The 25,507-nt window shown below is 42.7% G+C and carries 19 protein-coding genes; 6 read left to right on the forward strand and 13 right to left on the reverse strand.

Features of this window, described 5'->3' with window-relative positions; translation table 11 throughout:
* Window positions 1-19 precede the first annotated feature (19 nt).
* From GSY63_RS07960 to GSY63_RS07990, 7 genes are all read right to left on the reverse strand, one after another.
* On the reverse strand, window positions 20-616 hold the full coding sequence (locus tag GSY63_RS07960) for a ribonuclease HII (protein WP_166585269.1): 597 nt from the start codon (window positions 614-616) through the stop codon (window positions 20-22).
* Between the two features lie 43 nt (window positions 617-659).
* A complete protein-coding gene (locus GSY63_RS07965) occupies window positions 660-1,898 on the reverse strand; it encodes a PP2C family protein-serine/threonine phosphatase (RefSeq protein WP_166585270.1) in 1,239 nt (412 codons plus the stop codon).
* An 80-nt stretch (window positions 1,899-1,978) separates the two neighbouring features.
* Complete coding sequence (locus tag GSY63_RS07970; RefSeq protein WP_166585271.1) at window positions 1,979-3,109, reverse strand: glycosyltransferase family 2 protein; 1,131 nt, start codon at window positions 3,107-3,109, stop codon at window positions 1,979-1,981.
* A complete protein-coding gene (locus GSY63_RS07975) occupies window positions 3,106-4,065 on the reverse strand; it encodes a lysylphosphatidylglycerol synthase domain-containing protein (RefSeq protein WP_166585272.1) in 960 nt (319 codons plus the stop codon). The genes GSY63_RS07970 and GSY63_RS07975 overlap by 4 nt, the downstream gene beginning before the upstream one ends.
* 79 nt (window positions 4,066-4,144) lie before the next feature.
* Entirely contained in the window at window positions 4,145-4,990 is an 846-nt protein-coding gene (locus GSY63_RS07980) for a dienelactone hydrolase family protein (protein ID WP_166585273.1), read from the reverse strand.
* Window positions 4,991-6,146: 1,156 nt separating this feature from the next.
* A complete protein-coding gene (locus tag GSY63_RS07985) occupies window positions 6,147-6,800 on the reverse strand; it encodes a DUF4919 domain-containing protein (protein WP_166585274.1) in 654 nt (217 codons plus the stop codon).
* Between the two features lie 31 nt (window positions 6,801-6,831).
* A complete protein-coding gene (locus GSY63_RS07990; protein WP_166585275.1) occupies window positions 6,832-9,726 on the reverse strand; it encodes a DEAD/DEAH box helicase in 2,895 nt (964 codons plus the stop codon).
* Window positions 9,727-10,009: 283 nt separating this feature from the next.
* Here GSY63_RS07990 and GSY63_RS07995 point away from each other — a divergent pair, with 283 nt between their 5' ends.
* Window positions 10,010-11,902 (forward strand): alpha-amylase family glycosyl hydrolase, encoded by a 1,893-nt coding sequence (locus GSY63_RS07995; RefSeq protein ID WP_208094490.1) that lies wholly within the window; start codon window positions 10,010-10,012, stop codon window positions 11,900-11,902.
* A gap of 42 nt (window positions 11,903-11,944) precedes the next feature.
* Here the strand turns inward: GSY63_RS07995 and GSY63_RS08000 are convergent, their stop codons facing one another.
* The 4 genes from GSY63_RS08000 to GSY63_RS08015 all read right to left on the reverse strand — a co-directional run bounded on the left by GSY63_RS08000 (window position 11,945) and on the right by GSY63_RS08015 (window position 16,986).
* On the reverse strand, window positions 11,945-13,936 hold the full coding sequence (locus GSY63_RS08000) for a gliding motility-associated C-terminal domain-containing protein (RefSeq protein WP_166585276.1): 1,992 nt from the start codon (window positions 13,934-13,936) through the stop codon (window positions 11,945-11,947).
* 93 nt (window positions 13,937-14,029) lie between these two features.
* A complete protein-coding gene (locus GSY63_RS08005; RefSeq protein ID WP_166585277.1) occupies window positions 14,030-15,967 on the reverse strand; it encodes a gliding motility-associated C-terminal domain-containing protein in 1,938 nt (645 codons plus the stop codon).
* A 103-nt stretch (window positions 15,968-16,070) separates the two neighbouring features.
* Complete coding sequence (gene dapF, locus GSY63_RS08010; protein WP_166585278.1) at window positions 16,071-16,862, reverse strand: diaminopimelate epimerase; 792 nt, start codon at window positions 16,860-16,862, stop codon at window positions 16,071-16,073.
* Window positions 16,843-16,986 (reverse strand): hypothetical protein, encoded by a 144-nt coding sequence (locus GSY63_RS08015; RefSeq protein WP_166585279.1) that lies wholly within the window; start codon window positions 16,984-16,986, stop codon window positions 16,843-16,845. Before GSY63_RS08015 ends, dapF begins: the two co-directional genes overlap by 20 nt.
* Before the next feature lie 71 nt (window positions 16,987-17,057).
* Here GSY63_RS08015 and GSY63_RS08020 point away from each other — a divergent pair, with 71 nt between their 5' ends.
* Together GSY63_RS08020 and pdeM are read left to right on the forward strand one after the other, a co-directional pair.
* Window positions 17,058-18,614: a trypsin-like peptidase domain-containing protein gene (locus GSY63_RS08020; protein WP_166585280.1), complete on the forward strand. Its 1,557-nt coding sequence runs from the start codon at window positions 17,058-17,060 to the stop codon at window positions 18,612-18,614.
* Window positions 18,615-19,185: 571 nt separating this feature from the next.
* Window positions 19,186-19,848: a ligase-associated DNA damage response endonuclease PdeM gene (pdeM, locus tag GSY63_RS08025; RefSeq protein WP_166585281.1), complete on the forward strand. Its 663-nt coding sequence runs from the start codon at window positions 19,186-19,188 to the stop codon at window positions 19,846-19,848.
* Between the two features lie 114 nt (window positions 19,849-19,962).
* Here the strand turns inward: pdeM and lspA are convergent, their stop codons facing one another.
* Complete coding sequence (gene lspA / locus GSY63_RS08030; protein WP_166585282.1) at window positions 19,963-20,487, reverse strand: signal peptidase II; 525 nt, start codon at window positions 20,485-20,487, stop codon at window positions 19,963-19,965.
* 165 nt (window positions 20,488-20,652) lie between these two features.
* Between lspA and GSY63_RS08035 the strand changes: the two genes are divergently transcribed.
* Window positions 20,653-21,207, forward strand: coding sequence for a biliverdin-producing heme oxygenase (locus GSY63_RS08035; RefSeq protein ID WP_166585283.1), 555 nt, complete (start codon window positions 20,653-20,655; stop codon window positions 21,205-21,207).
* Between the two features lie 131 nt (window positions 21,208-21,338).
* A complete protein-coding gene (locus GSY63_RS08040; RefSeq protein WP_166585284.1) occupies window positions 21,339-21,713 on the forward strand; it encodes a response regulator in 375 nt (124 codons plus the stop codon).
* A 70-nt stretch (window positions 21,714-21,783) separates the two neighbouring features.
* Here GSY63_RS08040 and GSY63_RS08045 read toward each other — a convergent pair whose 3' ends face one another.
* Window positions 21,784-24,774 (reverse strand): outer membrane beta-barrel protein, encoded by a 2,991-nt coding sequence (locus tag GSY63_RS08045; protein ID WP_166585285.1) that lies wholly within the window; start codon window positions 24,772-24,774, stop codon window positions 21,784-21,786.
* A gap of 377 nt (window positions 24,775-25,151) precedes the next feature.
* On the opposite strand from GSY63_RS08045, the gene GSY63_RS08050 reads away from it, so the two are divergent.
* Window positions 25,152-25,424 carry a hypothetical protein gene (locus tag GSY63_RS08050; protein WP_166585286.1) on the forward strand — a complete coding sequence of 91 codons (273 nt, stop codon included), beginning with the start codon at window positions 25,152-25,154 and terminating at the stop codon, window positions 25,422-25,424.
* Window positions 25,425-25,507: the final 83 nt, after the last annotated feature.

The raw sequence follows: 25,507 nt of genomic DNA on the forward strand, positions 1-25,507 counted from the left end.
CCGACTTATCAAAGCTTCTTTAAAAAATTGTTAACTGCGGGTCTGTAACCCTGAAAGTACGGCGGTGATACGGTGTAAAACCCATTTCTAATACAGCATTACGGTGCTTTATGGTAGGATACCCTTTATTACTGTGCCAATCGTATTCGGGGTGCTCTTCGGCAATTTGTTTCATAAAGTCGTCCCGGTAGGTTTTAGCGAGGATAGATGCAGCGGCAATGCTGAAATATAGTGAATCGCCTTTAATAATGCATTTATGCGGCGTGCTGCGGTATTTGTTAAAACGGTTACCGTCTATAATTAAAAACTGTGGCTCGAGGTGCAATTTTTCAATTGCGCGATGCATCGCTAAGAAAGAGGCGTTCAGAATATTGATTTTGTCTATCTCGATATTATCAACAAAAGCTACAGCATGGGCAATGGCTTTTTCTTCGATCTCAGCGCGCAGTTGGTAGCGGGTATCTTCGTCCAGCTGTTTGGAGTCGTTCAGCAAGTGATGATCAAAATCATGGGGCAATATTACCGCGGCTGCAAAAACAGGACCGGCTAAACAGCCGCGACCGGCTTCATCGCATCCGGCTTCAATAAATTCGTGCTGATACCTGGCTAATAACATTTTTAAGTGTGGAGCAAATATCCGGTTTATGGTTGAGAGTTTCTCAGAAAATTCTCAACGTTAACAGGGTAATATCGTCAATGGCCTTTCCTTTTATAACCAGGTTAAGGTGGTCCATAATGGTTTGATTAAACCTATCGGGGGTAAGGTGGCCGTTGGCCATTACAAATTCCTGCAGCTGCTCGTCCTTCCAATGGGTATCATTTTTCAACTCGTAGTCCATCAGCCCATCGGTGTAGTTAAATATTAACGATCCCGGTTCTATCACTACTTCTCCTTGATTTACAAACGGCAGGTCTTCAAACACACCCAGCATGGTTGTACCAAGGCCCAATGACGACACCGCGCCATCTGACCATAAGATTGGCGGGTTATGCCCGGCGTTAATGTAGTCGAGCGTACGGGTTTCCTCGTCGTACTTGGCCACAAAGAGAGTTATAAAACGCTCGCCCTTTGTATTCTTAATTACAATTTTGTTTAATCGCTCTACCACTGTGCCTAAGTCTGTCTCCACCCCGGCCCAGGCACGTAAGCTGGCCTGGAAATTGGCCATTAATAATGCTGCCGAAATACCCTTACCCGAAACATCAGCAATACACCACAAAAATTGATGGTCGTTAAGGCGGATAAAATCAAAATAGTCGCCGCCGATATCCTGATGTGGAAGATACTTAGCACCGATTTCCACAGCTTTGTCTTTATGCAACCTTAAAGGTATCAGCATATTCTGTACCTCAACCGCAAGCTCCATCTCCCGCTGAAAACGTTCGGTTTGCAGGCGTTCGCGGAAAAGCTTTTTATTTTCAAGCGCTACTACTATAACGTTAATAAGCGTTTGAATAAAGTTAAGGTCATTGCTAACCATATCGCCCGAGGTATTAAAGTCGCCAATAAGGGCGTAGGCTAACGGTTTATTTTTATGATGAAAGGGGATAAAATAATGGTACTCTTTTAAAATAGGATCGCGATGGCTGGTTAATATCATAGGCGATTTTATCTTATTAAGTCGCTGACACGATCGGACAAGTGCTGCAGTATTTTCGGTTTCGCCACCATATTTTGCAACGCATACAAAGCTACCGTTCTTTTCTACCAAGAAACGCAGTTTGCCCACCTGGAGGTAATTCTTTAAAATAACCTCCAACATTTGTATAAGGACGGGGGTAGAAGTATTTTTATTGATTGCCCGGGTAACCTCTAGGAGTGAGTTTAACTCTGATTGCCTTTTAAGCAATAACCGAATCAGCTCATCTTCGCCCGAACTTTGATCAATGTGTTCCATTAAACGTTAGCAATACGGTCTAAATTAGAAAATTAATTATTGTTAGCCGAAGAGTTTTTTCATTTATCGAATTGGTTAATTTATCTAACCATTCGTCCTTTCCAATTATACTTACTTGTATTGCCCATTAAACCTATATAAACCATATAAAATATATGTATGGGCGACAATATTACCATATACTTAAGCAAAGCCGTTCTTTTAAAAAAATCCATTATCGGCATCAGAAGTGCGGTTTCAAATAATACTTTAACCAAAAACTCTGCTAACAGCAATTTAAAAAACCAGGGATTAAAAAAACCCAAAGCCACATTTAATATCAACGATGCATTAAAAGCCCATATCCCAACGGCGAGGGCTACAACTTTTTTATCCTTGTACCTGGTTGATTTTGATGCCCAACGACGGCGTTGCTGCAAAAATGCGCCCAAATCTGGCTTAGCGTAAGTATAAACAATGGCTTCGCGAAGTTTAAGAAAACCTATTCGCCCCGGATAAACTGCCGCTACTTTTTGTAATAACAGTTCGTCATCTCCCGATGCCAAATCATCTATGCCTTTAAAACCGCCCACTTCGTAAAACACGTCTTTGCGATAAGCCAGGTTAGCACCATTGCAGGTTGAGGCACGGCCGTTGCCAATAAACGCGGCTCCAATACCGATCAGGAACGAAAATTCTAAAGTTTGCAAACGTTCGAAGAATGATTGCTCATGAAAATAATTTACCGGCGAGGAAATCATTACCGGGTTATACTTTTCGTAATACCCCACTATCGAGGAAAGCCACTTACTGCCCATGCGGCAATCGGCGTCCGTGGCTACCAGCAAATCGCCGGTGGACATGGCAATGGCCTCTGTAATGGCCTTCTTTTTATAGGAATTTAGCGCCTGATCTGCCTGTAATTGCAGCAACTTCACACCTTGGTCGGCATAGCTGCGGATAATACCGGCTGTGTTATCGGTAGAGTGGTCGTCTACAATTATAATTTCAGTAAGCTCTTTGGGATAATCTTGCGCCAGTAGGTCTTCTATGGTTTCTGCTAAGTTGTCTTCTTCATTACGTGCGGCTATCAGTATGGTAACCTTTGTATTAAAGGTTGTTGACGACAGCACCGGCCGTTTTAAAGCAGCCCAGCCCTTAATCAGATAAACAATAACCAGCAGGTAAAGCCCGGTTAGCAGAAATGAAATGTAGGTGTAAATTGAGATCAAAAGAACTTTAACTTAAAAACAAATATAGAACCTAATATAGCCGGAACAATTAAATTAATAAACCAGATGGAAGATACGGCTGCAATTACGGCTATTTGCTGGGTGGTAATATAGGCAAAAAAGGTGGTTGCGGTTATGCTGCGCACGCCCACGTCAATCAGATCGAGCGAGGGTAGTATGGATTGGATAAAGAAAAGGATCAGCACCATCATAATCATAGGCAGTGCAGCCATTTCTGGTATCAATAAATGCAGAACTAAAAAATATTGGAAGGTAAAGACCGCAAACCGGGCAACGCAATACAACATAATACGATTAAGCTCGGTAACGTGGTAGCGGTCCATAATATCAAAAAACCTATGGTATTTTTTCAAGAATGGTATGGCATTAAGTACCGATACCAGCCAGCTCACGTTGAAGTAAAACACCAGCAAAAGCATCATAACCAGTCCACCAGCAAACACCGCAGCTAAATAAAGCCAGATTTGCATGTGCAAAAAGGTGTAACCAAACCATAAAATGGCAATTATGCCCAGCACATTGGTAAGCACCATTTGCCCTAGCGAACCCACCGCCATAGAAAACACGCCATGGATACGTTTACGTGGTGGTAAAAACATAACCCTGCCGCCATATTCGCCAAGGCGGTTGGGAGTGAAAATGGCCCATGTTAATCCGCAGAAAACAGATTCTACAGCCCGGTATATAGTTATAGGTGCAAGCACCCGGGTAAGGTAACGCCACTTAAGTGCCTCCAGAAACCAGTTGAGCAACATCAACAGTAAAACCAGTATCAATACAAATACTACCTCCTGCCGATCTATTACCGAAATCAGTTTACGAAACTGCGTTAAATTGGCATTGTTACTTACCTTACGATAAATGAAAGTGAATGCCAAAACCAGTATGGCAAGCTTTATCAGATAAGAGAATAATTTTTTTGCGGCGCGGGTCAACGATAGAAATTTGGTACAATATTACTAAAAAGAGCAAGCGCGAGGGCCTGCTCTGCATATTCACGGGTATTTTATGACATTATTTTAAACGTGCCTTCAAAAAGGCCAGCGTATAACCATAAGCTTCTTTAGTTGCGTTGCTGTCATAAATAGGGCTACTTGGATTGGCAAAACCATGGTCGGCATCGTATTGGTGTACGATGAGTTTTTTACCTGCACTTGCCATATCGGCCTGAAACTTGGCAACCACTTTCGGGTTTATCCATTGATCTTTATTGGCAAAGTTGCCCAATACATCGGCATGCAGGGTTTTTAGTTTGTTTACATCTTGCTCGGGCATACCATAGTACATTACGCACGCAACATCCTGGTTGCCTGCCAGCAAACTGCTTTGTAAGCTCCAACCGCCGCCAAAGCACCAGCCCAATGTAGCAATATGGGCTTTAGGGCCTGCATAGGTTATGGCACCTTTAATTATAGCCTGTGCCCTATCGTCTTGCACGGCTTGCATAAATTTACCGGCCTCATCGCGGGTGGTGGCAACCTTACCGTCGTAGAGGTCGAGTGCAATAACATTAACATTGCCTATGTCATTATATAATTTTTCTGACTCTTGTTTTACGAAATCGTTCAGGCCCCACCACTCGTGAATTACCAGCAAGTAGTTGTTGGTTGGTTTCTTAGCTTTCAGTTCATAAGCCATCGCTTGTTTCCCATCGGGTGTGGTGTATGTAATGGCTTTACCAATGCTGCTTTGAAAATGCACTTTGGACGGAACAAGGTGCGCCATCCGGAAGTTTTTGTTTGATGCCAACATGGCAAACTGTTGCGTTGCGCTCGGATTACCACAACATAAAACTTTACCTTGAGCGAAGCCCATTAAGCTGCCCGCAATAAGTAGGGTAAGCAGTACAAATTTTTTCATAAAAAGTATGAGATGATGTTTATACAAACAACGGGGCAATGTTGTTTTAGCGCGTTATGAATTCTATGCGTAAGATGCATAATTCAACCCCTGACAAGGCGCAAAGTGTGCCTGTGGTTTTCGGCAAAAACAAAAGGAAATAAATTTATTGCAGCCCAACAAAGGCGCCAAAATAGCTGGCTTCAAAATAGCTTATTTGAAGCATCGGGTTTCAAGAAATATTAGGGGGAGAATTAGACCAGGTTCTAACTAGTAGATTAATACGGAACAGAAGGGGTTAGAGCGATTGCATATACTGACGTAACAGTAATGTTTAGCTATTGAATTTGGTGGCGATAGTTTTTACTACTAAGAACAATGGAGCTGCTTGTGCTATGATACCTGCGATTACGATTGAAGTGTTCATGATATTTAAAGATTTAATGGTTGAAATATGTGATTATTGATTAGCTATTGAATCTGTTAGCAATAGTTTTTACTACTAAAAACAATGGGGCTGCTTGTGCAACAATACCTGCAATTACGATTGAAGTGTTCATGATTTTAAGATTTGATGGTTAAAATATGTGATTGTTGATTAGCTATTGAATCTGTTAGCGATAGTTTTTACTACTAAGAATAAAGGAGCTGCCTGTGCTACGATACCTGCGATTACGATTGAAGTGTTCATGATATTCAAGATTTGATGGTTGAAAAATGTATTGTTGATTAGTTGTTGAATTTGTTAGCGATGGTTTTTACTACTAAGAATAAAGGAGCTGCCTGAGCGATGATACCTGCGATGATGATTGAGTTGTTCATGATTTTATGTTTTAAAGTTTTTAATTATCGTTTGATGTATAGGTTAAGGCAAAACGTGTACCGATGTGAGAAAAAATGAGAAAAGTGCGTCAAAATGGATTTAAAAGCGCTTTTTTAAGAGTGTGGAATATTCCCCAAATAATAACTTGGGGAAAAAGCTGTGGAATTGGGGAATTTGTTGCGTTTCGCAGCGTGGCGTTGCAAACGCAGGGAAGTGTGCACACGCGATGCAATCGCACTCGAGGAAAGGCGGATAAAAATATGTAGGCGATCGCGCCGCGTCATCGGCACGTGCAGACTGGTGGCGCATTTATAGTGGCCCGAAACAGAAATAACTGATTAGAAGTAGTGGCTATTATTTCATGCCTGCCGAAAGCGGCTTTTCTACATTAAAGTAAAGCGTAGTTTGGCCAGATTCGCCCATGCGCTCCACTTTCATTATATCACACTGCATTTTGCTATCCAGCGCCTGCGATATCAATTTTAAGCGCATAAATTTCATCACCTGGTATTCGTCGGGCACGCAGGCAACAACAAGGGCAGTGTTTGCCGTTTTGCCGTCGCCACTGCTTAACACACATGCCAGCAAGCTGCGAAACCGATTCATGTAAGGATAAGCCTGTGCTTTATTACTGGTTCTAAACAATAACAGCGCCTTATCATACAGCGCGTCCATATTGGCAGGATTTTCGGCAAGCAGCGCGTCTATCTGTTTTTCGGCTGCGGCAATATCCTGGTCAGCCAGCTTCATGGCTGCGTCTGCATCGAGCTTACCACCATAAGGCGAATAGTTTGCCTGAAATACCTGCCCGTAGTATAAATGCTTATAATCGTTGGCCGTAAGAGTGGAATCATTTACACTGGCCCGTTTCATTAAAGTCGAATAGTTCTGGGCTCCATTAGTTGCAATCTCCTTTTTAATTTCATCAAAATTCACATTGGAAATAGTCTGGGCATTTGCGCCGTAAGCGGCGATTACGCAAAGTATCAGCAGTAAAAGATATTTCATAGGGCTAAATCGTGCGATGCTAAACTATAAATTATTTCAAGATCTCCCGGATATCATCCGCAGTAAGGGTTTTGATGAAGCTTTCTTCAGTAGTAATTAAAGCACGAGCAACACTTAATTTTCGCTGCTGCAGTGCCAGGATTTTTTCTTCCACCGTGTCTTTAGTAATGAACTTGTAGATGAAAATATTTTTGGTTTGGCCAATGCGGTGCGTTCTGTCAATAGCCTGTTGCTCAATAGCCGGGTTCCACCATGGATCGAGGATAAATACATAATCGGCACTGGTTAGGTTGAGGCCTACCCCACCCGCTTTTATAGAGATCAGGAATACGCTGGTTTTTTCATCTTCCTGAAAGTTTTTTACCACATCGCCACGGTTTTGGGTACTGCCATCGAGGTATGCATAACCAATATCTTTTTTATCAAGATAATCGCGGTAAATGCCCAACTGTTTAACAAACTGCGAAAATATCAGCACTTTATGACCCGCGTCCAGCACATTTGAAAGTGTATGCACTACGTCTTCAAACTTGCCTGAATCGCCCTCGTAAGCCTCGTCGATCATCGACGGGTGATTCGCAATCTGGCGCAACTTGGTTAAGCCTTGTAATACCTGGATCTGGCTTTGCACATAGGTGCCGTTTTCCAATCCCTGCAATAACTCATTGCGGTATTCAGATTTTACTTTTTCGTATACCTCGGCCTGCTCCTCGCTCATCTGGCAATAAAACAGGTGCTCCGTTTTTGGCGGAAGCTCAGTTGCTACCTGTTCTTTAGTACGGCGAAGTACAAAAGGTTTAATCAACGTTTGCAGCTTGTGGGCTTTGTCTTCGTCTTTTTTCTTTTCTATCGGAGTAACAAACTCATCCGAAAAATATTTCTGGCTGCCAAGTAAACCAGGGTTTATAAAAGACATCTGCGTCCACAAATCGTTCACCGAGTTTTCTACAGGTGTACCGCTCAAGATTAATTTGTGCCTTGATTTTAATTGCTTAACCGCCTGGTAAGATTTGGACGATGGGTTTTTAATGTTCTGACTTTCGTCCAATATCACATAGTCAAAAAAGAACCCTTTCATCAACTCGATATCGATGCGGCTAATGCCATAGGTGGTTACCACCACATCGTAATTGGCAAAAACATCAGCCGATTTATAACGGAACACACCTGTATGCACCATCAGTCGTAATTGCGGAGTAAACTTTTTAGCCTCGTTCATCCAGTTGTAAATGAGCGAAGTTGGCATAATCAAAAGCGAGGTGCTTTTGCCACCTTCAGCTTCGGCCTCTTCTTTATTTTTTTGGAGCAGGGCTAAAGTCTGGATGGTTTTACCCAAACCCATATCATCAGCCAAACAGCCGCCAAAGTGGAATTTCTTCAAAAAATGGAACCAGTTGTAACCGGCCTTCTGATAACTACGCAAACTGCCGTTAAAGTTTTCTGGCATGGCAATATCTTCCAGATCGTCAAAATCTGTTAGTTTTTGCAGCTTGCGGCTCATGGTGATGCTGGCCAGTTCGCCCTCGGCTAATTCGTTAATAAGGCCAATGTGATGTTTCTTTAATTTCAGATCCTTGCTGCCATCGCTAAAGTGCAGTAGGTTACTGTATTGCGAAAACCACTTTTCTGGTATTACCGCAATTTCGCCCGAGGGTAGTACAAATTCTTTTTTGCGATTAAGGATGTGGTTGCGCAGATCTATAAACGGTATCTGATACGGGCCGAAATAAACCACAGCGTAAATATCAAACCAGTCGTTACGTTCGCTTACCTGTACATCTATTTTACTGCTTCCAAATAAATAGCGCTTGTTACCTTCGGGTTGTTCTATAACGAAGCCCTCCTGCTGTAGTTGGTCGTGGTGTTGGTTGAGCCATTCAAGGATAGAAAAGGCACGGTCGCCATCTTCGCTTTTTTCATCAACCTCCAGGTTCTGGAACAATGAAGATGCTGGCTTTAGCCCCATATCTTCCAGTATCTGCAGTTTACCTTTTTCCCAGGTCACCGAGCGTTTAATGCGGTGGAATAAATATTCATCGTCGTGGTGCTCTATACGCACCGAAACCGTTCGGCCATCGCCGTATGGGAAAATATAGCCGGCATACTTAAAATACAATTGCAGTTGCGAAGTGCCGCCATCAACAATGATAGGTTTCAACATCGGTACTGCATCATACTTCTCGGTATTAATGGTAAAGCCTTCAGCATGCACATGGTGCTTTTCGATCAATGGCGCAACAAAGCGCTCCATGTACGATTTCTCCGACGAACGCGGTATGGCGATAAATCGCTTATTTAAAAAGGGCTGCAGTTTTTTACCCTCAATATCTTTTTCGAAATGATAAAGCACATCATCCAGGAGCAGCCAGGCCGGGTGGTTACAGATGATCTCGGCCCCCTTGAATATAAATTCGATCTTCAGGTTCTGATACTTGATAGTTGGGTAATACCTTATCTCCGTCTCGTTACGTTTAAAGTGGAATAGTATGGTTGCGGGCTCCTCTGCAATGGTGAGCTTGCGACCGGCGGGGTAGCCCTCCTTACTCATCAAGTAAATTTCTTTATCGCGAATGGAGTTGAGCACCTCGGCCATCTTTTTCTCAATCTTTGGCCTGATAACATCAAATAGCTGCTCGTTAAATATCTTGCTAAAAAACTCGTACGGCCGGATGGGTTTTTTATAATATTTCTTAATGATGTTACCCTGCTCAATGTCTTCCAGCACTTTAATGAGCTTAAAATCGCTTTCGTTTAAACAGCTTGCAAATTCGGATGCTGTGTTAGAAAAGAGACGCTGGTAAGTGAGTGAAAATTCGCCGTTGGGGTTAAGCTGCACAATGTGCGGCTCTATTACATAAGACAAGTACTCGTGCCTGGCGAGGGAGTAAATAATCTGGCAGGGTTTGGTACTGTCTACGCGCAACATAAATTCGGTAAAAAATTTATTGAAGCTACAGTAAAGAAAAAATTCAAACGTAATCAGAAAATCGCTCAAGTAAAAGAATTTCGGGCTTTTTTTTTGCCAACAGTGTTAATAACACACTTATATGACACCTCTATAATATATTTTGCACCAAATAAAAACTCGTGGTAAAATTTGCAACTTCAGCTTTATAAATATTACTTTTATAGCACACCAATTATAAGAAGCTGTAATGGCGGGAGTTTCGACACCTAACATCGCCGCTCATAAACCCCAATTTATTAACATGAAAAACTTTTACATGTTACTTCTGGGACTGCTGCTAATAGCAGGAACCGGATGTAAAAAATCTTCAAACCCCAACACCGGGAACGATACCGGGAACGGTACCGGCAAAGATGTACCGAGTAGCGCCAACGATGGCGCTACCTTTATTAACAGTGGTAAATCGGTGATATTCAACCTGTATGCGCCTGAAAAAACCTCAGTGTCTGTTATCGGCGACTTTAATAACTGGCAACCGACCGCCATGACCAAATCTACCGATGGTAAGCGCTGGTGGGTACAGGTAGATAATATCGACCCTGCCAAAGAATATGCCTATCAGTATCTGGTGGATGGTGCTTTAAAAGTAGCCGATCCTTACTGTGAAAAGGTGCTCGACCCGGATAATGACAAATACATCCCTACCGAAACATATCCAAACCTGATGGCCTACCCTACCGGCAAAACAACCGGTATTGTTAGTGTTATGCAGGGCACGCAACCGGCTTACAGCTGGAAAAACACCTCGTTTACCCGCCCGGATAAAAACAAACTGGTGATTTACGAGCTGCATTTACGCGACTTTATTGCTGCACACAACTACCAAACACTGAAAGACACACTTAGCTATTTGAAGAATTTAGGTGTAAACGCAGTGGAGTTAATGCCGATCAATGAATTCGAAGGCAACTCATCGTGGGGATACAACCCTAACTTTTACTTTGCTCCCGATAAATATTATGGCACTAAAAACGCTTTGAAAGCTTTTATTGATGAATGCCACTCTAATGGTATGGCCGTTATACAAGATATGGTGCTTAACCATTCGTTTGGTTCGTCGCCCATGGTGCAATTGTATTGGAACGCTGCAACAAGCAAGCCTGCTGCCAACAATCCCTGGTTTAATGTGGATGCAACGCATCCCTACAGTGTCGGTTTCGATTTTAACCACGAGAGCGCAGCTACAAAGTACTTCGCTAAAAACGTAATGAAATTTTGGATGCAGGAGTATAAGATAGATGGTTTCCGGTTCGATTTGTCGAAAGGCTTTACCCAAAAGGTTTCTAACGACGATGCCTCCTTTGCCGCCTACGATGCCAGTCGGGTGGCAATATGGACAGATTATAACAATTTTATCAAAAGCGTTGATCCTAATAATTTCTACGTGATCCTCGAGCACTTCGCTGTAGATCAGGAAGAGCAGGCGCTTGCCTCACAAGGCATGATTATGTGGAACAACCTGAACTATAACGCTAACGAAGCAACAATGGGCTGGATAGGCACTTCTAATTTCTCCCGTTTGTTTTATGATCAACACGGCTTTACCCAGCCCGACAACCTGGTAAGTTATTTTGAAAGTCATGACGAAGAGCGCCTTCAGTTTAAAAATGAAAATTATGGTAATACGGCAACAGGCTACAATGTGAAAGACATTGCTACCGGATTAAAACGCGAGGAGATGGCTGCTGCATTTTTACTAGCTTCGCCGGGACCGAAAATGATATGGCAATTTGGAGAATTGGGCTACGACATTAGTATTAACGTACCCGGCCGTACCGATCCAAAGCCTATACATTGGGAATTTATGAACGACGCTAACCGCCATCATCTGTACACTATCTATTCGAGGCTGATCAGGATGCGTACCAAGAATGAGGTATTCAACACCAAAACATTTAGTTATGGCACCAGCGGCGCCATTAAATATGTGCAGCTTACCGGCACGAGCAACAAGGTTGAGGTTGTAGGTAACTTTGATGTAGTAAGCCAAAGCAGCAGTATCAGCTTCCCATCAACCGGTAGTTGGTATGATAATATAACCGGCACTACTATTAATGTGCCGAGTATCCCTTATACCATAACCCTCGCTCCGGGCGAATACCATGTGTATAGCTCGAGTGCGCTTACACTTTAAAAAGAAAACCCCGGCTCAAAGAGCCGGGGTTTTCTTTTTAAATTACCTGGCAATAAATAACCAGCCCGATTGTTTGTCGAGGTTATCTTCTCTCAAGTCAATAATGTAGTAATACGTTCCTACCGGCAAAGGTGAGCCATTATACGTGCCTCCCCAAGGCACACTATAACCATTGCTTTGAAATACCTGCTGCCCCGAGCGATTGTAAATGCTTACCGCAGCGTTAGGATACGTTTGTAAGTTGGTGATGTTCCATTGGTCGTTTTTGCCATCTCCATTAGGTGTAAAGGTATTTGGAATACCTAGTTTTTTATAAACCCTTACAAATACGCTGCTAGTAGCCTCGCCGCAACCTGTACTGGATACTACATGCAGGGTATAGGTTATATCGCTGGTAGCACTGGTATGCGGTATGGGCGATGTTGGATCATCTAAAAAATCTGGCGGCGACCAGTAGCTGGTTACATTGTCGCCTTTTACCACTCCTTTCAGCCGCACAGTTTGCCCTTCAAACATCTTAATGGTTTGGCCTGCATCGGCCTGGGGCTTTGCCCAAACTGTTACCGTTATTGGAGGCGATGATGGCCTGTTATCACATCCATCATTGTAAACTTCAACCTGATAGTTGGTTGTAACCGCCGGGCTTGCAATGGGGTTGGCAATATCATCGTGGTCTAATCCATAAGAAGGTGTCCATTTGTAATGTGTAATATTTGTACCCGACGCCACTAATTGTATGCTCGAGCCTTCGCATATCGGGTGCACTGTTATTGGATTAAGCAGCGGAGCGTCATACACCTTCACGGTAGTATTTGCAAAAGACGGACAGCCGTTGGTGGTTATTTTAACCGAGTAAACCCCTTCAAAGCTTTTGTCGGCAATTTGGGTAACAACCGGGCTATCGCCGGTTGCGGAGTAGCCATTGGGGCCGGTCCATTCGTAGCTTCCGTTTAACCCTCCCGTTGCGCTAAGTTGTAGGGGTGATCCGGCGCATGCACTTGTAGCCTTATCAACCACAGGCGTTATATAATTATAAACAAATATGGATAATGGGTCTGAGTAGATGCGGCAACTTTCTGCACCGGCTTGGCTTCCGTTTAAAACACCAACATGATACAAATATCTTCCAGCTGCAACATGGGGCAGGCTTAGCGGTAACGTAGGGCCTGTAGCTCCCTCAATATCTATCCAGCCACTGTTATTAATATTCTGTTGCCATTTGTAAGTGGGATTGGTATAGCCGGTTTGTCTAGATACCAAAGTGTAATTCAGGTTATCGTTGGCACAGGCCTTTTGGGTCTCATCATCTGCGCTGGCAGCAATTGTATTAAATCCGGACTGAACCATTGCACCGCAAGGGCTAAAGGTAATGTCGTCGAGGGCCAGATCGTTCCCATCGCTACCACTGCTGTTATTTATCATTTTAACAACCACGTCAGATCCGTCAGATACAAATGTAGTGCTATAGGGCAGCCATTTTGGATATGGCAGCGCGTCGATATCACCAGTATTATATTCGGGCGCCAAAAGCTTACCATCTGGTGTCTCTATTCTGAAGGTGATGTTAGGCTTCACAAATTTGTCCGTCTGATTGGGTATCAACCGCAATATGTTCATAATGTACGCCTTAAACTCATAGGTAGTGCCCGGGCAAAGCGAACTGCCACTAACTCTTTTGGTATAAAAAACACCCGGATCAAGAGCAGCATTAACAATCATCATATAACCGGTAGGATCGCCCGTGCTTTCATAAGTATGGTCGTTAAGTATGGCCTGCCAGGTACCTCCTTTGCAACTGGTGCTACGCATGGAGCTTGCAATGGAGTATTGACCGTCTTCTAAACCGCAAGGAGCTTCGAGAAATCTGTAGGTAGTTACTCCAGCTGGCAATGGCGGTCCCTGCTCCGTGGGTCCACTACCAAAAGTTTCATTAACTACCGGCGCGCCAAAACTACCGGTGCAGCTTTGCGCGCGAGTATACAATACAGAGCACAGTAGGGCTATGAAAATTATTAACGAGAAACGGAGGCGCATTGGTTAGTGGCGCTTGGGGCGCTAGCCGTAAATCTACTAATTTCATCCAGTAATGGAATACTATTTAACTACCTAACAGTCAGTATTTATTTTCTACCTGGCGATAAACAGCCAACCCGATTGTTTGGGCAGATTATCTTCCCTCAAATCTATAAGGTAATAATATGTACCTACTGGTAAAGATGAACCATTGTAAGTGCCATCCCAGGGTATCCCATAACCATTGCTTTGAAATACCTGTTGGCCCGAGCGATTGTAAATGCTTACCGCAGCATTAGGATACGTTTGTAAATTGGTGATATTCCATTGGTCGTTTTTCCCATCGCCATTGGGCGTAAAGGTATTTGGAATGCCTAGTTTTTTATAAACCCTTACAAACACACTGCTCGTGGCTTCGGTGCAGCCTCTATCAGAAACCACGTGCAAGGTGTAAGTAATGTCGCTGGTAGGGCTGGCACGTGGTACAGGGGATAATGGATTATCTAAAAAATCTGGCGGCGACCAATAGCTGGTTACATCATCGCCCTTTACTATTCCCTTCAGCCGCACAGTTTGTCCTTCAAACATTTTAATGGTTTGGCCTGCATCGGCTTGTGGCTTCTTTAACACCCTTACCTGTACTAATGCCGGAGGCACCGGTGCACTGCAACCATCGTTACTAACCGTTACCTGATAATCCGTAGTTACATTAGGCGAAGCAATTGGATTAGGAATATTATCGTGGTCTAAGCCTGTTGACGGCGTCCATTTATAATGTGTGGCGTTATGCCCTACAGCAGTTAGCTGTACACTGCTACCCTCGCAAATTGGCGATGGCGGTGCTATTGGGTCAACGCTTGCTGTTTGATAAACGGTAACCTGTGTTGTTGCAAATGTAGGGCAACCATTAGTGGTTATTTTTAGGCGATATCTGCCATTATCGCCTGCGGTAGCCATATTAGTAATGGTTGGGTTAGGGCCTGTAAAAACAGCTCCGTTCGGCGCTGTCCAATCATAAGTGTCGCCCCCTGTTGCGTTTAGTAAAGGCGAACCTGCGCACGTACCAGTTGTTGCGGCAAGCGTGTTAGCCGGGTAAGCATGTACATTTATAACAAGGGGGTCTGAATATATCACACAATTTGGAGACGTATTTGCACCATCTAAAATTCCGATGCGATATTGGTACACACCTGCAACCGATTTAGGGATATTAACCGGCAAGTTTTTCGAGTTCCCACCGGGAACATTTGTCCAATCCACATCGCCTGGCCTTTTTGACTGCCATTGATAGCTCGGGTTACTGTATCCTGTTTGATCCGATTCGAGCGTGTAAATCAAAGGGTCACCTTCGCAATGATCTTGGGCAGCATTTGATGTAGTTGAATTAAATCCGGTTTCTATTACAGGGCCATAGGGGCTAAAGGTAATATCGTCAAGTGCCAAATCGTTGCCAATGCCTCCTGGAGCGTTATTGATCATCTTAATTACAACGTCAGCACCGTTGGACGGCGAAACAAATGTCATACCGTATGGCCTCCATGTTGGGGTATCTTCCGTGCGTATATTGCCCGATTCACTTTCTGCCAAAAGCGTTCCCGTGCTTGTTTCTATCCGAAATGTAATGTTAGGTTGTATCGATGAAGAACCAGCGCCTCTTATCACATTCATAATATAAGCATTGAACAGATAGGTTGTATTGGGGCAAAGCTCTGAATTTTTCACTACTTGAGTGTAAAATACGCTGGGAGTTCTCGATGCATTAACAAGCATGAAATACCCGTTAGGGTCGCCGGTATGATCTGAAGGAATATTAAACCAGGCGCCAAAGCAGTTACTATTTGATGAATTCACAATGGTATAATATTCATCATCGGGGCAGGCACCTGTCTGATATATTAAGGTTGTAACGCCCGCTGGCAATGGCCCACCTGGGTTAGGGCCTGCTCCAAACGTTTCGCTAACGGCAGGTTTACCAAGGCTACCCTGTGCAAGCGCAGTTAGACTTCCGGCGAAAAAACAAATCAATAATAAAAATGAAAATAATTGGCGCATTAGGGGAAGCGCAAAAAATGCGCTTTTGTAAATGTAATAATTTCATCTTTTGATGAAATATTATTTCGCCTTATTGCCAGTATTTTAAAGCAGATATTCCTAATTAATCTAAGTTAATCTCGCCTTCAAATACCTGTTTAGCCGGCCCCTCTAAAAATATATCGGTAAAGCGGTCGCCGTGATTGTTAAAACGGATATTGAGATCTCCGCCCAAAACCTTAATCGGCGTAGTAACGTCACCAGTTTGGCCATTGTGTTTAGCCATAGCTAGTGCTACTGCTGTAACGCCGGTGCCACATGCATAAGTTTCATCTTCTACACCCCGTTCAAAGGTTCGTACAAAATAACCTCCGTTATCGGCAGGTTCAACAAAGTTTACGTTGATGCCTTTTTCAGCATAGGTAGTGTTGTTACGTATAGCATACCCTTCGTGATAAACATCTTTATCCTTAAGGCAGGTGGTTAACTGCACATAATGCGGTGATCCTGTGTTAAGCACATATGCTTCGCTATCTCTGCTAACATCCTCAACATCTATCATTTGCAGGCTAACCCAGTCGCCACCTTCTGAAATTTTGGCATAATGCGGGCCATCCACTGCCAAAAAGTGGGTTTCTGTACCAATAACTTTCAGGTATTTGGCGAAGGCTACGATACAACGGCCGCCATTACCGCACATACTACTCGGCTGGCCATCGGCATTGTAGTATACCATCTTAAAATCGTACCCGGGTTCGTTCTCCAAAAACATAATACCGTCGCCGCCAATACCGAAACGGCGGTCGCATAAACCGGCTATAAAGGCCGGATTTTGATGATTTATCCTGTTTTCGCGGTTATCGATCATGATAAAATCGTTGCCGGCACCCTGGTATTTATAGAAATGCAATTTCACCTTTTATTAAATAAATATACCTTAAAGCAAGGCCATCAAAACATGCAACGCTAACCGCTGTTTGTTCTATACCTCCAACTTTAACATTTTTTAACAAATTTGCTAATAACTTCTTATTGTTCATATCGTCTATATGGTATTAATTTTGAATATTTAATTTCATATTACAATTAAGTAAAAGCGTAAAACAATTATATGAGAAAGATAGGTTTAACATTGTTAACTGCCTTTGTTGGCGGGGCAATGGCGATCGGTACCTATAAGGTATTCGAGAACAAGCAAGAAAGCAGCATGAGTTTCGAAGATCGTCAGAAAGTATATTTCGCCAGCAACAAATCTGCAGCCATTACTTCATCGGCTGGTGATGTTGATTTTACCCAGGCTGCAGCTGCAGTAACCCCTGCGGTAGTTTATATTCGTACTACATATTCAGCATCAGCAAGCAGCGGCCGCGATAGCCAGATGGAAGATCTTTTTGGTCAGATGTTTGGTCAGCGTATGCGCCCGCGCCAGTCGCAGCCACAAATGGCATCTGGCTCAGGTGTTATCATTTCGCCAGATGGCTACATCGTAACCAATAACCACGTGGTTGAAAAGGCCGATAAAATTACTGTAGCTACTAATGATCACCGTACATTTCAGGCTAAAGTTATCGGTACAGACCCGAATACCGACCTGGCGCTGATAAAAATCACAGCTACTAACTTACCTATTGTAAAATTAGGCAACTCTGACGACGTAAAAGTTGGTGAGTGGGTATTAGCCGTGGGCAACCCTTTTAACCTTACGTCAACTGTAACAGCTGGTATCGTAAGCGCCAAAGGCCGTAACATCGGCATCATCGGCAGCGAAGATCAAGGCGACGATGATGATCAGAACCCGTTTGGCCCAACCCGCAACCAACCAGCTGTGCCAAAGGCCAATAAAGCTATCGAGTCGTTTATCCAAACCGACGCTGCTATTAACCCGGGCAACAGTGGTGGTGCTTTAGTAAATACCAAAGGCGAGTTAATTGGTATCAACTCGGCAATTGCTTCGCACACTGGCTCATACGAAGGTTATGGCTTCGCTATTCCAATTAACCTGGCTAAAAAGGTTTTGGACGATATTGAAAAATACGGTAGCGTAAAACGTGGCTACATAGGCGTAAACTTTGTTGAGTTGAACGAAGACCAGGCCGACAGGTTAAATATTAAAACCACCAACGGACTATATGTAAATGATGTGGTTGATGGCGGTGGCGCACAACAAGCTGGTGTACGCAAAGGCGATATTATTACCAAGGTAGATGGTACTACCATCTACGAATCATCTGACTTGCAAGAACGTATTGGTCGTTTGCAACCAGGTGATAAAGTAAAATTAACCGTATTACGCGACGGCGGCACTAAAGACATTGCCGTAACGCTTAAAGGCGATATTGCGCCAACTAACAAAACTGCAGCAGCACGCTCAAAATCTGCCGAAGAGTTGTACAACAAACTGGGTGCAAGCTTTAAACCGCTTACCCCTCAAGAAAAAGGCAAGTTGCATGTAGGCAGCGGCGTTTTGGTAACGCAGGTACGCTCGGGTGGTTTCTTTGATGAAACTGACATCCCTGTTGGATCAGTAATTACCAGCATTAACAAGCAACCGATAAACGGTGTTGCCGATATTGATAAAGCAATAACAAACCTCCGTAACGGTATGGTTATTATTACCGGTGTTTATCCAGACGGTACCAGCTTTAACAATACCTTCCAAGTGCAATAATTTAATAGTATTATAAACAAAGAAAGCCCTCGAAAAATTCGAGGGCTTTCTTTGTTTATGGTGTTAACATCAATTGTAAGTGATTACGCTTTGAGTAATTCTATGCCTAAATCGGCCTGTTTCATCATTGGTTCCTACTTATGCAAGAACAAGAGTTTTTGAACATTATTTCTCATATTTTGATCAAAATCTCTCGCTAAGTGATACAATTTTTCACATTGTTCTGCTTAAATATTCTTAAAAAGAATACGTCAAAAACAAAGTTTTCAAAAAAAATGCCGATATGTTGCTACTATTTTAACATTATCTTAAAAGTGTTATCAACTGCAACCCTTTGGGGCAGGTATGCGTTATATTTGTATAACTTAAAACTTCGCCGCCATGAAACATCCACCATTAAAATATTTAGTTCTTCAATTTTTAACAGCTGGTGCCATGTTAGCCTTAGCGTTGGCTACGCATTACGCTTAAATCTTTTTTAAACGCCTGTATTCACATTATCTTTTAACAAAGGACATGTAAGCGACCAGCGGGTTGCTAATTTAAATAGCAAATAACTATCTTTGTTTGAATGAAGATATGTGCTGAGGCTGAGGTTGATCTATTAGACCAATCGCTTTTATTATTACCCGAAAAAGCTATTTACTGGCAACAGGAAAAAGCGCTTATTGCTGCCGATGTGCACTTGGGTAAATCAGGTCACTTTCGTAAAGCAGGCATCGCCATTCCTCAAAATATTGCGCAGGAAGACCTTGCCGTGCTATCAGATCTCATTTTACAATACCATCCCGAAAAACTTATTTTCCTGGGCGACCTTTTCCATAGCGAATTAAATACGGATTGGGATTGGTTTGCGATGTGGCGCGAGCAATTTCCCCATTTAAAGATCATATTGGTTAAAGGCAATCATGATATTATTAATGATGAGTATTACCACAAGCTCAATATCGAAACACCGATAGAATATCAAATCGGTCCGTTTTTGATGCTACACCACCCCTTAACGCCCGCCCAGCTCCTGCAAGCAGAGGGCTATGTGATGTGCGGTCATATTCATCCCGGCGTACGGCTGCATGGCAAAGGACGCCAGGCGCTCACGCTACCCTGCTTCACTTTTAGCGAAAAACAAGCTATCCTCCCTTCTTTTGGAAGATTTACCGGCAAAGTGGCCATACGCCACCACCAAGACGATCATGTATACGGCGTGCTTGGTGATAGGGTGATAAAGGTGTAAGAAGAGAGGCAAGAATCGAGAAACAAGAATTCAGACCTTATTTAAAACTCGTCATTGCCTTAGAACTCCCGCTGCCTCGAAATGACGATTTTTATAATTTATATCCGAAATCTTTCAAGCTTCTTGCTCCGGGGAGATTGGCTGTGCCTTTCTTCTTTGCTTAATCATGTCAATCAGCATAATAATTACCCCGGTGGTTATGGAAATATCTGCCACGTTAAATACACCCGTGTGGAGGAAACCGCCGAAATCGATATATAAAAAATCCGTAACCGAACCGTATATAATGCGATCGAACACGTTGCCGGCTCCGCCGCCTATCATACAGCAAATTGCTACCACAGCGGCCTTAGAAAGCGTGTTGTTTTGAATAAGGTACCATATACCCAGCACCAAAAAAGCAGCGGGAATAATTGATAGTAAAATAGCATGCAAATAACCGGGAATCTGATCGCCCAGGCTTAGAAATGCGCCGGTGTTCTCTACACGGGTAAGCATAAAATGGCCGCCGAAAAACCTGAAACTGGCGTAGGCTTCTACGTGGCTGCGCACGATAGCTTTGGTAAGTTGATCGCAACCCACATTAACCAGCACTATTGTTATAATTATTATTGCTTTAAGCGGCTTACTTACTTTCATGTCATCAATGTTGTACTCTCAAATACGGGGTCAAAGCTATTAATATTTTTTCTGCTTAGTTTAGCAACGTAGTTTATTGGTTACAAAACACCCATTGAGATCCTTGTTGCTTAAATAAATTTCTACTTATTAAACTTATTCTCTTATTTCGTGTTTCTACACTTTATGTTAGCCGAAAATTTAAAAGAACAAACCCTAGCAAATCACCAGCAATTGGAAAAGAAGTTGGTTGGACAAATAAAAGGTCTTACTTCTAAAGAAGACTATATTAAACTATTACAATTGTTTTACGGCTATTTCGGTGGACTGGAAGAGCGCATAAACCTGTTTATCGACCAAAATATCATCCCCGATCACGCTAACCGTCGCAAAACCGAATCTATTGCCGCCGATATTACTGAACTAGGCGGCACACCTGCAGACAAGGCTATAAATAACGACTTGCCCGAAATAAATAACGCACAACAAGCGCTTGGCGCACTCTATGTAATTGAGGGTTCTACCCTGGGCGGAAGCATTATCAGTAAAATGATTTCGGGCAGGCTGGGGCTTCAAAACGGGCTGTCGTTTTTTAATAGTTACGGCGATAATACGCATCAAATGTGGGCCGTTTTCAAAAACATACTTAACGGACAACCTGCCGAATCACAACCCGTTGTTGTAGATGCGGCAAACAGCACTTTTTTGAAATTTGAAAACTGGATAGAACAGCATAATTAAATGCCTTTAGTGGCCATTATAGGCCTTGATTGTAAGATAAATAAAGATTCGTGTTGAAACAGCTAACTAAAAAATAATTTAGCATTTTTTTATAATTAATAATTAGTTTTGTTCTCCGCTTAAAACCACCTATGGACGCTTCTACTAAGAAAATCATCATATTTGATGACGATGAAGACATTCTTTCTATCTGCTCTTATATTTTAGAAGAGCAGGGCTGGGAGGTACATACATTTACAGATTGCAATAATATTGTTGAGAAGGTAAGCAGCGTAAACCCGGCAGTTATTTTAATGGATAACTGGATCCCCGATGCAGGCGGCATCATTGCAACTCAAACCCTTAAAAAATCTGAAGAACTGAAACACATCCCGGTTATCTATTTCTCGGCAAACAGTGACATTCAGTTGCTGGCAGAGCATGCCGGTGCAGAAACCTATCTGGCCAAACCATTTGATCTGGATGATCTGGAGCAAATTATCAACACCGTATTAATAAAACAATAAACTTCGATTTATAAAAGTTAAAAGCCCTATAGTATGCACTATAGGGCTTTTGTTATTGGGCTAGTCTTATTTAGTTATTAAAACCACCGGGACCACCACCACCTGGGCCGCCGGGACCCGGAGGAGGGCCACCAGGGCCGCCGCCATCACGTCTGAAACCACGATCGCCTCTATCGCCGCCTTGGCCCTGACCCGGGCTACGACCAGCAAATTTCTGCAACCTTAGCGTAAAGGTTAACAAATAATAACGGCCAAGCCTGTTGGTGTTGGTTTGCGTAATAGATGAACCTGTTGTCGAGCTGCTGTAACCTGTATTTTCGTTAAACACATCAAATACCGCTGCACGGATAGTTGCAGCATTATTTTTAAGGAAACGGCGTTCTACATAACCGTTCAGGATGTTAGGATTGGTTACCGGTACGGTGTAGCCATAGTTCATTACACGACTGTAGTCGTAACTTAAAGTCCAGTTTTTCCAGAAGTAGTTTTTACCATTTAAGCCAATAGTAAATGCACGAACATTAGAGCTTGCACTGGTCAAATCGTTTTTAATAGAGTTATTTGTTTTGTTGATAGAATAGCTTGTCAAGATCTGCGCATCAACAATATCGGTTATATCAACACGGAAACGTGCACCCGGCGTAAACTGCAGGTTTTTGGCTATGTTTTTCTGCAGGTTTAAAGCAGTGGTAGTTGAATCTACGTTACCTACATAGCTGATGTTATTAGTATAGCCAACAGAGCCGTTTAAGTACACGGTATATTTACGGTTAGCCCAAGGCTTGGCATAGGTTACAAAGCCATTTGCCGAGTAATAGCCACTTGTATTGGTATAGCGGGTCAATATAGTATTCTGCAAGTCTTTATACAGCACGCTGTTATTTAAAGCGGCGCTCTGAGGCACTGTAATTACTTCGGTAGAGATCTTATTGCTTGTTTGGTTGAATGACAAGTTGGTAAAAATTACATCGCCCGTTTGGAAACTGAATTTATTGTAGCGAATAGAAAGGCTGTTATTAAACTCGGGCTTTAGGTTAGGGTTACCTTGTACAGGGTATAATGCGTTAGAAAAATCTGTTACCGGCTGAAGCTGGCTAAAACTTGGCTGGTTGCTGGTTCCGTTATAATTAATGCTTAATGAGTTGCTGCGGGCAAAGTTGTATACGAAGCGCGCGGTTGGTGCAAAGTTAACTGTAGTTGTACGGGTATCCGTTCCGGTAGTGGCAGAGTGCCCATCTAAAGTTGCCGGCAACACGCCAATACCTAAGGTATAGTTATATTTCTTTTGAACCACGCGGTAGTTTAAACCCACCCTATTGGTTGTAAAGGTAAAATCGTAACTGTTACTTAAGCGCGGATAAAACTCATACGATGGATTTTCGCCCAAGGTAAGTGTATCTGTTGCTTTGTCGCTCGTTGTATAAGAATGGTTGTAAGCATAGTTAAACTCCAGGAAGGATACTTTGCTTATGGGCTCTATGTATGAGAATGTAGCACCAACGGTGTTGGTTTTACTATTTGTAATAATCAGCTGGTTAAGTGGCGCCAATGGCGTTCCCGCAGTGTAATTATAGATCGGGTTTTGCGACTGATCATTTTTGGTAGTACTTAAGTTAACGTTAATACTTAAGTTACGGCCATGCCCGTTAAACCGGTGGTTATATAAGGCCGTTAAGCCCAAGTTTGGCGACGACGAGTTTGCGTAGGTTGATGACGTATAAGCCGTATTGGTATATAGATCACCTGTTGTATGCGATGTTAATTTGTTAACAACATCATCGCTAGCATTAGTAAGCGTTTTTGAATAAGAGAATGTTGGGGTTACTTTTAAATAGTTAACTGTATCTGGTTTGTACTCCATATTCCACGTAAAGCGGTGGTTAATGGTGTTATCTTTTTCATTACTGTTTTGATCTGTACTACTTGGATATTGCGACGTGTTTACCTGGTTAGAAGTACTTTGTGTAGATGTAGTATTATCTGCAAAGCTATAACTGCCATATACTGCTAAATGCTTGCCCCACTGGTCGCGGAAGTTAGCACCGATAGAGTGGGCATCTGTAATACCGTTTTGGTTGCTGGTTAAACCGCCAGCCGTAGCCCTCGCAGCATTGCCACGGCCACCGCCGCCGCCACCGCCGAAGTTACCACCTGCGCCACCGCCGCCAAAACCGCCGCCACCGGTGCTACCGAAAGAGAAAGTGTTAACGTTAGTATTGTTGATGCTCCCTAAAACAGACACTTGCCTGTCGCCTTTAAAATCAAATAAGTTTAATGAGCCTAAATAACGGCCGTCGTTTTCTTGAGGGGCTGGCAAAATATCGCCGCCACCGCCACCGGTAGCCTGTAAGGAGTAACCAAAGTTTTTGTCCTTGCGGATGGTTACGTTTAATACCTTGGTTGGATCGCCTGTTTTAATACCGGTAAGGTTGGCCTGGTCGCCATAATCATCTACAATCTGGATATTTTCAAGCAGATCGGCAGGGATATTTTTGGTAAGCGAAGTAACGTCTCCGCCCATGTAATCTTTACCATTGATACGCACTTTAGTTACCGATTGGCCCTGTGCTGTTACGGCTCCGGTAGAAGGGTCGACATCCACACCCGGTGCCTTTTTCAAAGCGTCTTCAAGTGTAGCATTTGGGCGCACATTCAAAGCGCTTACTTTATATTCAACGGTATCTTCTTTAACCACAACCGGGTTAACGCCTACAATCTTAACCTCGTTAAGCACGGTGCTGGATGCACGCAGCATTATCGAACCTAGGTCAACCGGTTTTGGATCTTCAGTTAAAGCATAGTGTTTTTTTATCGACTCGTATCCTATTGATTTGATGGTAAGTGTGAGCTTTAGTCCGTTTACGTTTTGGAATACAAATTTTCCGTCGACATTAGCTGCAGTATTCACGCTGTCGCCTTTGTCTGTAACAAGGGTAATAACACTCCCTGGCAGTGTTGCCTTGGTTGTATCAATAATGGTACCCCTCACCTCGTGGGTTTGGGCATACGCATGTATTATTGTTGAAAAGATAATTAAAAGTAATAAGGGTATTCGTTTCATATATTACTGCACGTAAAATTGTTAGGGGTTTTGTTAATACAACAGTTTGACTACAAAGGTTCAATTAGTTTATTATATATGGTTTATTTACATAGGATTGTTACATATTATATACTTTAATGCATATTTTTTACGCCCCGCGATTGCTGTTAATATTAAAAGGATAATAAACTATTATGCCCTGATGAGGGCGCTTTTAACCTTCGTGAAAATTTTTATTCCTGTAGAATACAATCTGTTCATTTATACCGTTATATTTATAAATCACCGCGCTCCATGATATAATGTTTACTTGCGACTATTTCGAAAAACAGAACTGATTTAATTTTTTAAAACTCCCTGATTTTCTTTTTGTTACAACTCTAAAGCATTACCTTATGAATAAGATACGCGCTTCTTTGCACTCAAAAGTGCACACCTGGATAGACACGGTTGGTTTTCGCCTCAATAGGTCGGATGTTAACAGTAAAAAAAACACCACCACCAAACATTACTTCTTCAAGACCTTTAATTTTATAGAGGAGCTTAACAATGAAGCACCAGAAAAAGCAAAATTTTTATGCTTTGATACCTATGGCGAAAAAATGAAAGTTCGTTCGCTCCTCGATTTGCAGTGCGCTTTTTTTGAAAATCTTAGTGAGTTAAAATAGCCTATTAAAAGTGTTGCCGTATTTGCTTGTGAAAGCAGAGGCATATAGCTATGTATGTTATTTAACAAGTCAAAAATAAACCC

This window comes from Mucilaginibacter agri, assembly GCF_009928685.1.
Lineage (GTDB): Bacteria > Bacteroidota > Bacteroidia > Sphingobacteriales > Sphingobacteriaceae > Mucilaginibacter > Mucilaginibacter agri.

Excerpts from the sequence above, each read along its gene's own strand:
- GSY63_RS07960 (WP_166585269.1), bottom strand. The coding sequence starts at position 616 with ATGTTATTAGCCAGGTATCAGCACGAATTTATTGAAGCCGGATGCGAT.
- GSY63_RS07965 (WP_166585270.1), bottom strand. The coding sequence starts at position 1,898 with ATGGAACACATTGATCAAAGTTCGGGCGAAGATGAGCTGATTCGGTTA.
- GSY63_RS07980 (WP_166585273.1), bottom strand. The coding sequence starts at position 4,990 with ATGAAAAAATTTGTACTGCTTACCCTACTTATTGCGGGCAGCTTAATG.
- GSY63_RS07985 (WP_166585274.1), bottom strand. The coding sequence starts at position 6,800 with ATGAAATATCTTTTACTGCTGATACTTTGCGTAATCGCCGCTTACGGC.
- GSY63_RS07990 (WP_166585275.1), bottom strand. The coding sequence starts at position 9,726 with ATGTTGCGCGTAGACAGTACCAAACCCTGCCAGATTATTTACTCCCTC.
- GSY63_RS07995 (WP_208094490.1), top strand. The coding sequence starts at position 10,010 with ATGAAAAACTTTTACATGTTACTTCTGGGACTGCTGCTAATAGCAGGA.
- GSY63_RS08000 (WP_166585276.1), bottom strand. The coding sequence starts at position 13,936 with ATGCGCCTCCGTTTCTCGTTAATAATTTTCATAGCCCTACTGTGCTCT.
- GSY63_RS08005 (WP_166585277.1), bottom strand. The coding sequence starts at position 15,967 with ATGCGCCAATTATTTTCATTTTTATTATTGATTTGTTTTTTCGCCGGA.
- GSY63_RS08015 (WP_166585279.1), bottom strand. The coding sequence starts at position 16,986 with ATGAACAATAAGAAGTTATTAGCAAATTTGTTAAAAAATGTTAAAGTT.
- GSY63_RS08020 (WP_166585280.1), top strand. The coding sequence starts at position 17,058 with ATGAGAAAGATAGGTTTAACATTGTTAACTGCCTTTGTTGGCGGGGCA.
- pdeM (WP_166585281.1), top strand. The coding sequence starts at position 19,186 with ATGAAGATATGTGCTGAGGCTGAGGTTGATCTATTAGACCAATCGCTT.
- lspA (WP_166585282.1), bottom strand. The coding sequence starts at position 20,487 with ATGAAAGTAAGTAAGCCGCTTAAAGCAATAATAATTATAACAATAGTG.
- GSY63_RS08035 (WP_166585283.1), top strand. The coding sequence starts at position 20,653 with ATGTTAGCCGAAAATTTAAAAGAACAAACCCTAGCAAATCACCAGCAA.
- GSY63_RS08040 (WP_166585284.1), top strand. The coding sequence starts at position 21,339 with ATGGACGCTTCTACTAAGAAAATCATCATATTTGATGACGATGAAGAC.
- GSY63_RS08045 (WP_166585285.1), bottom strand. The coding sequence starts at position 24,774 with ATGAAACGAATACCCTTATTACTTTTAATTATCTTTTCAACAATAATA.
- GSY63_RS08050 (WP_166585286.1), top strand. The coding sequence starts at position 25,152 with ATGAATAAGATACGCGCTTCTTTGCACTCAAAAGTGCACACCTGGATA.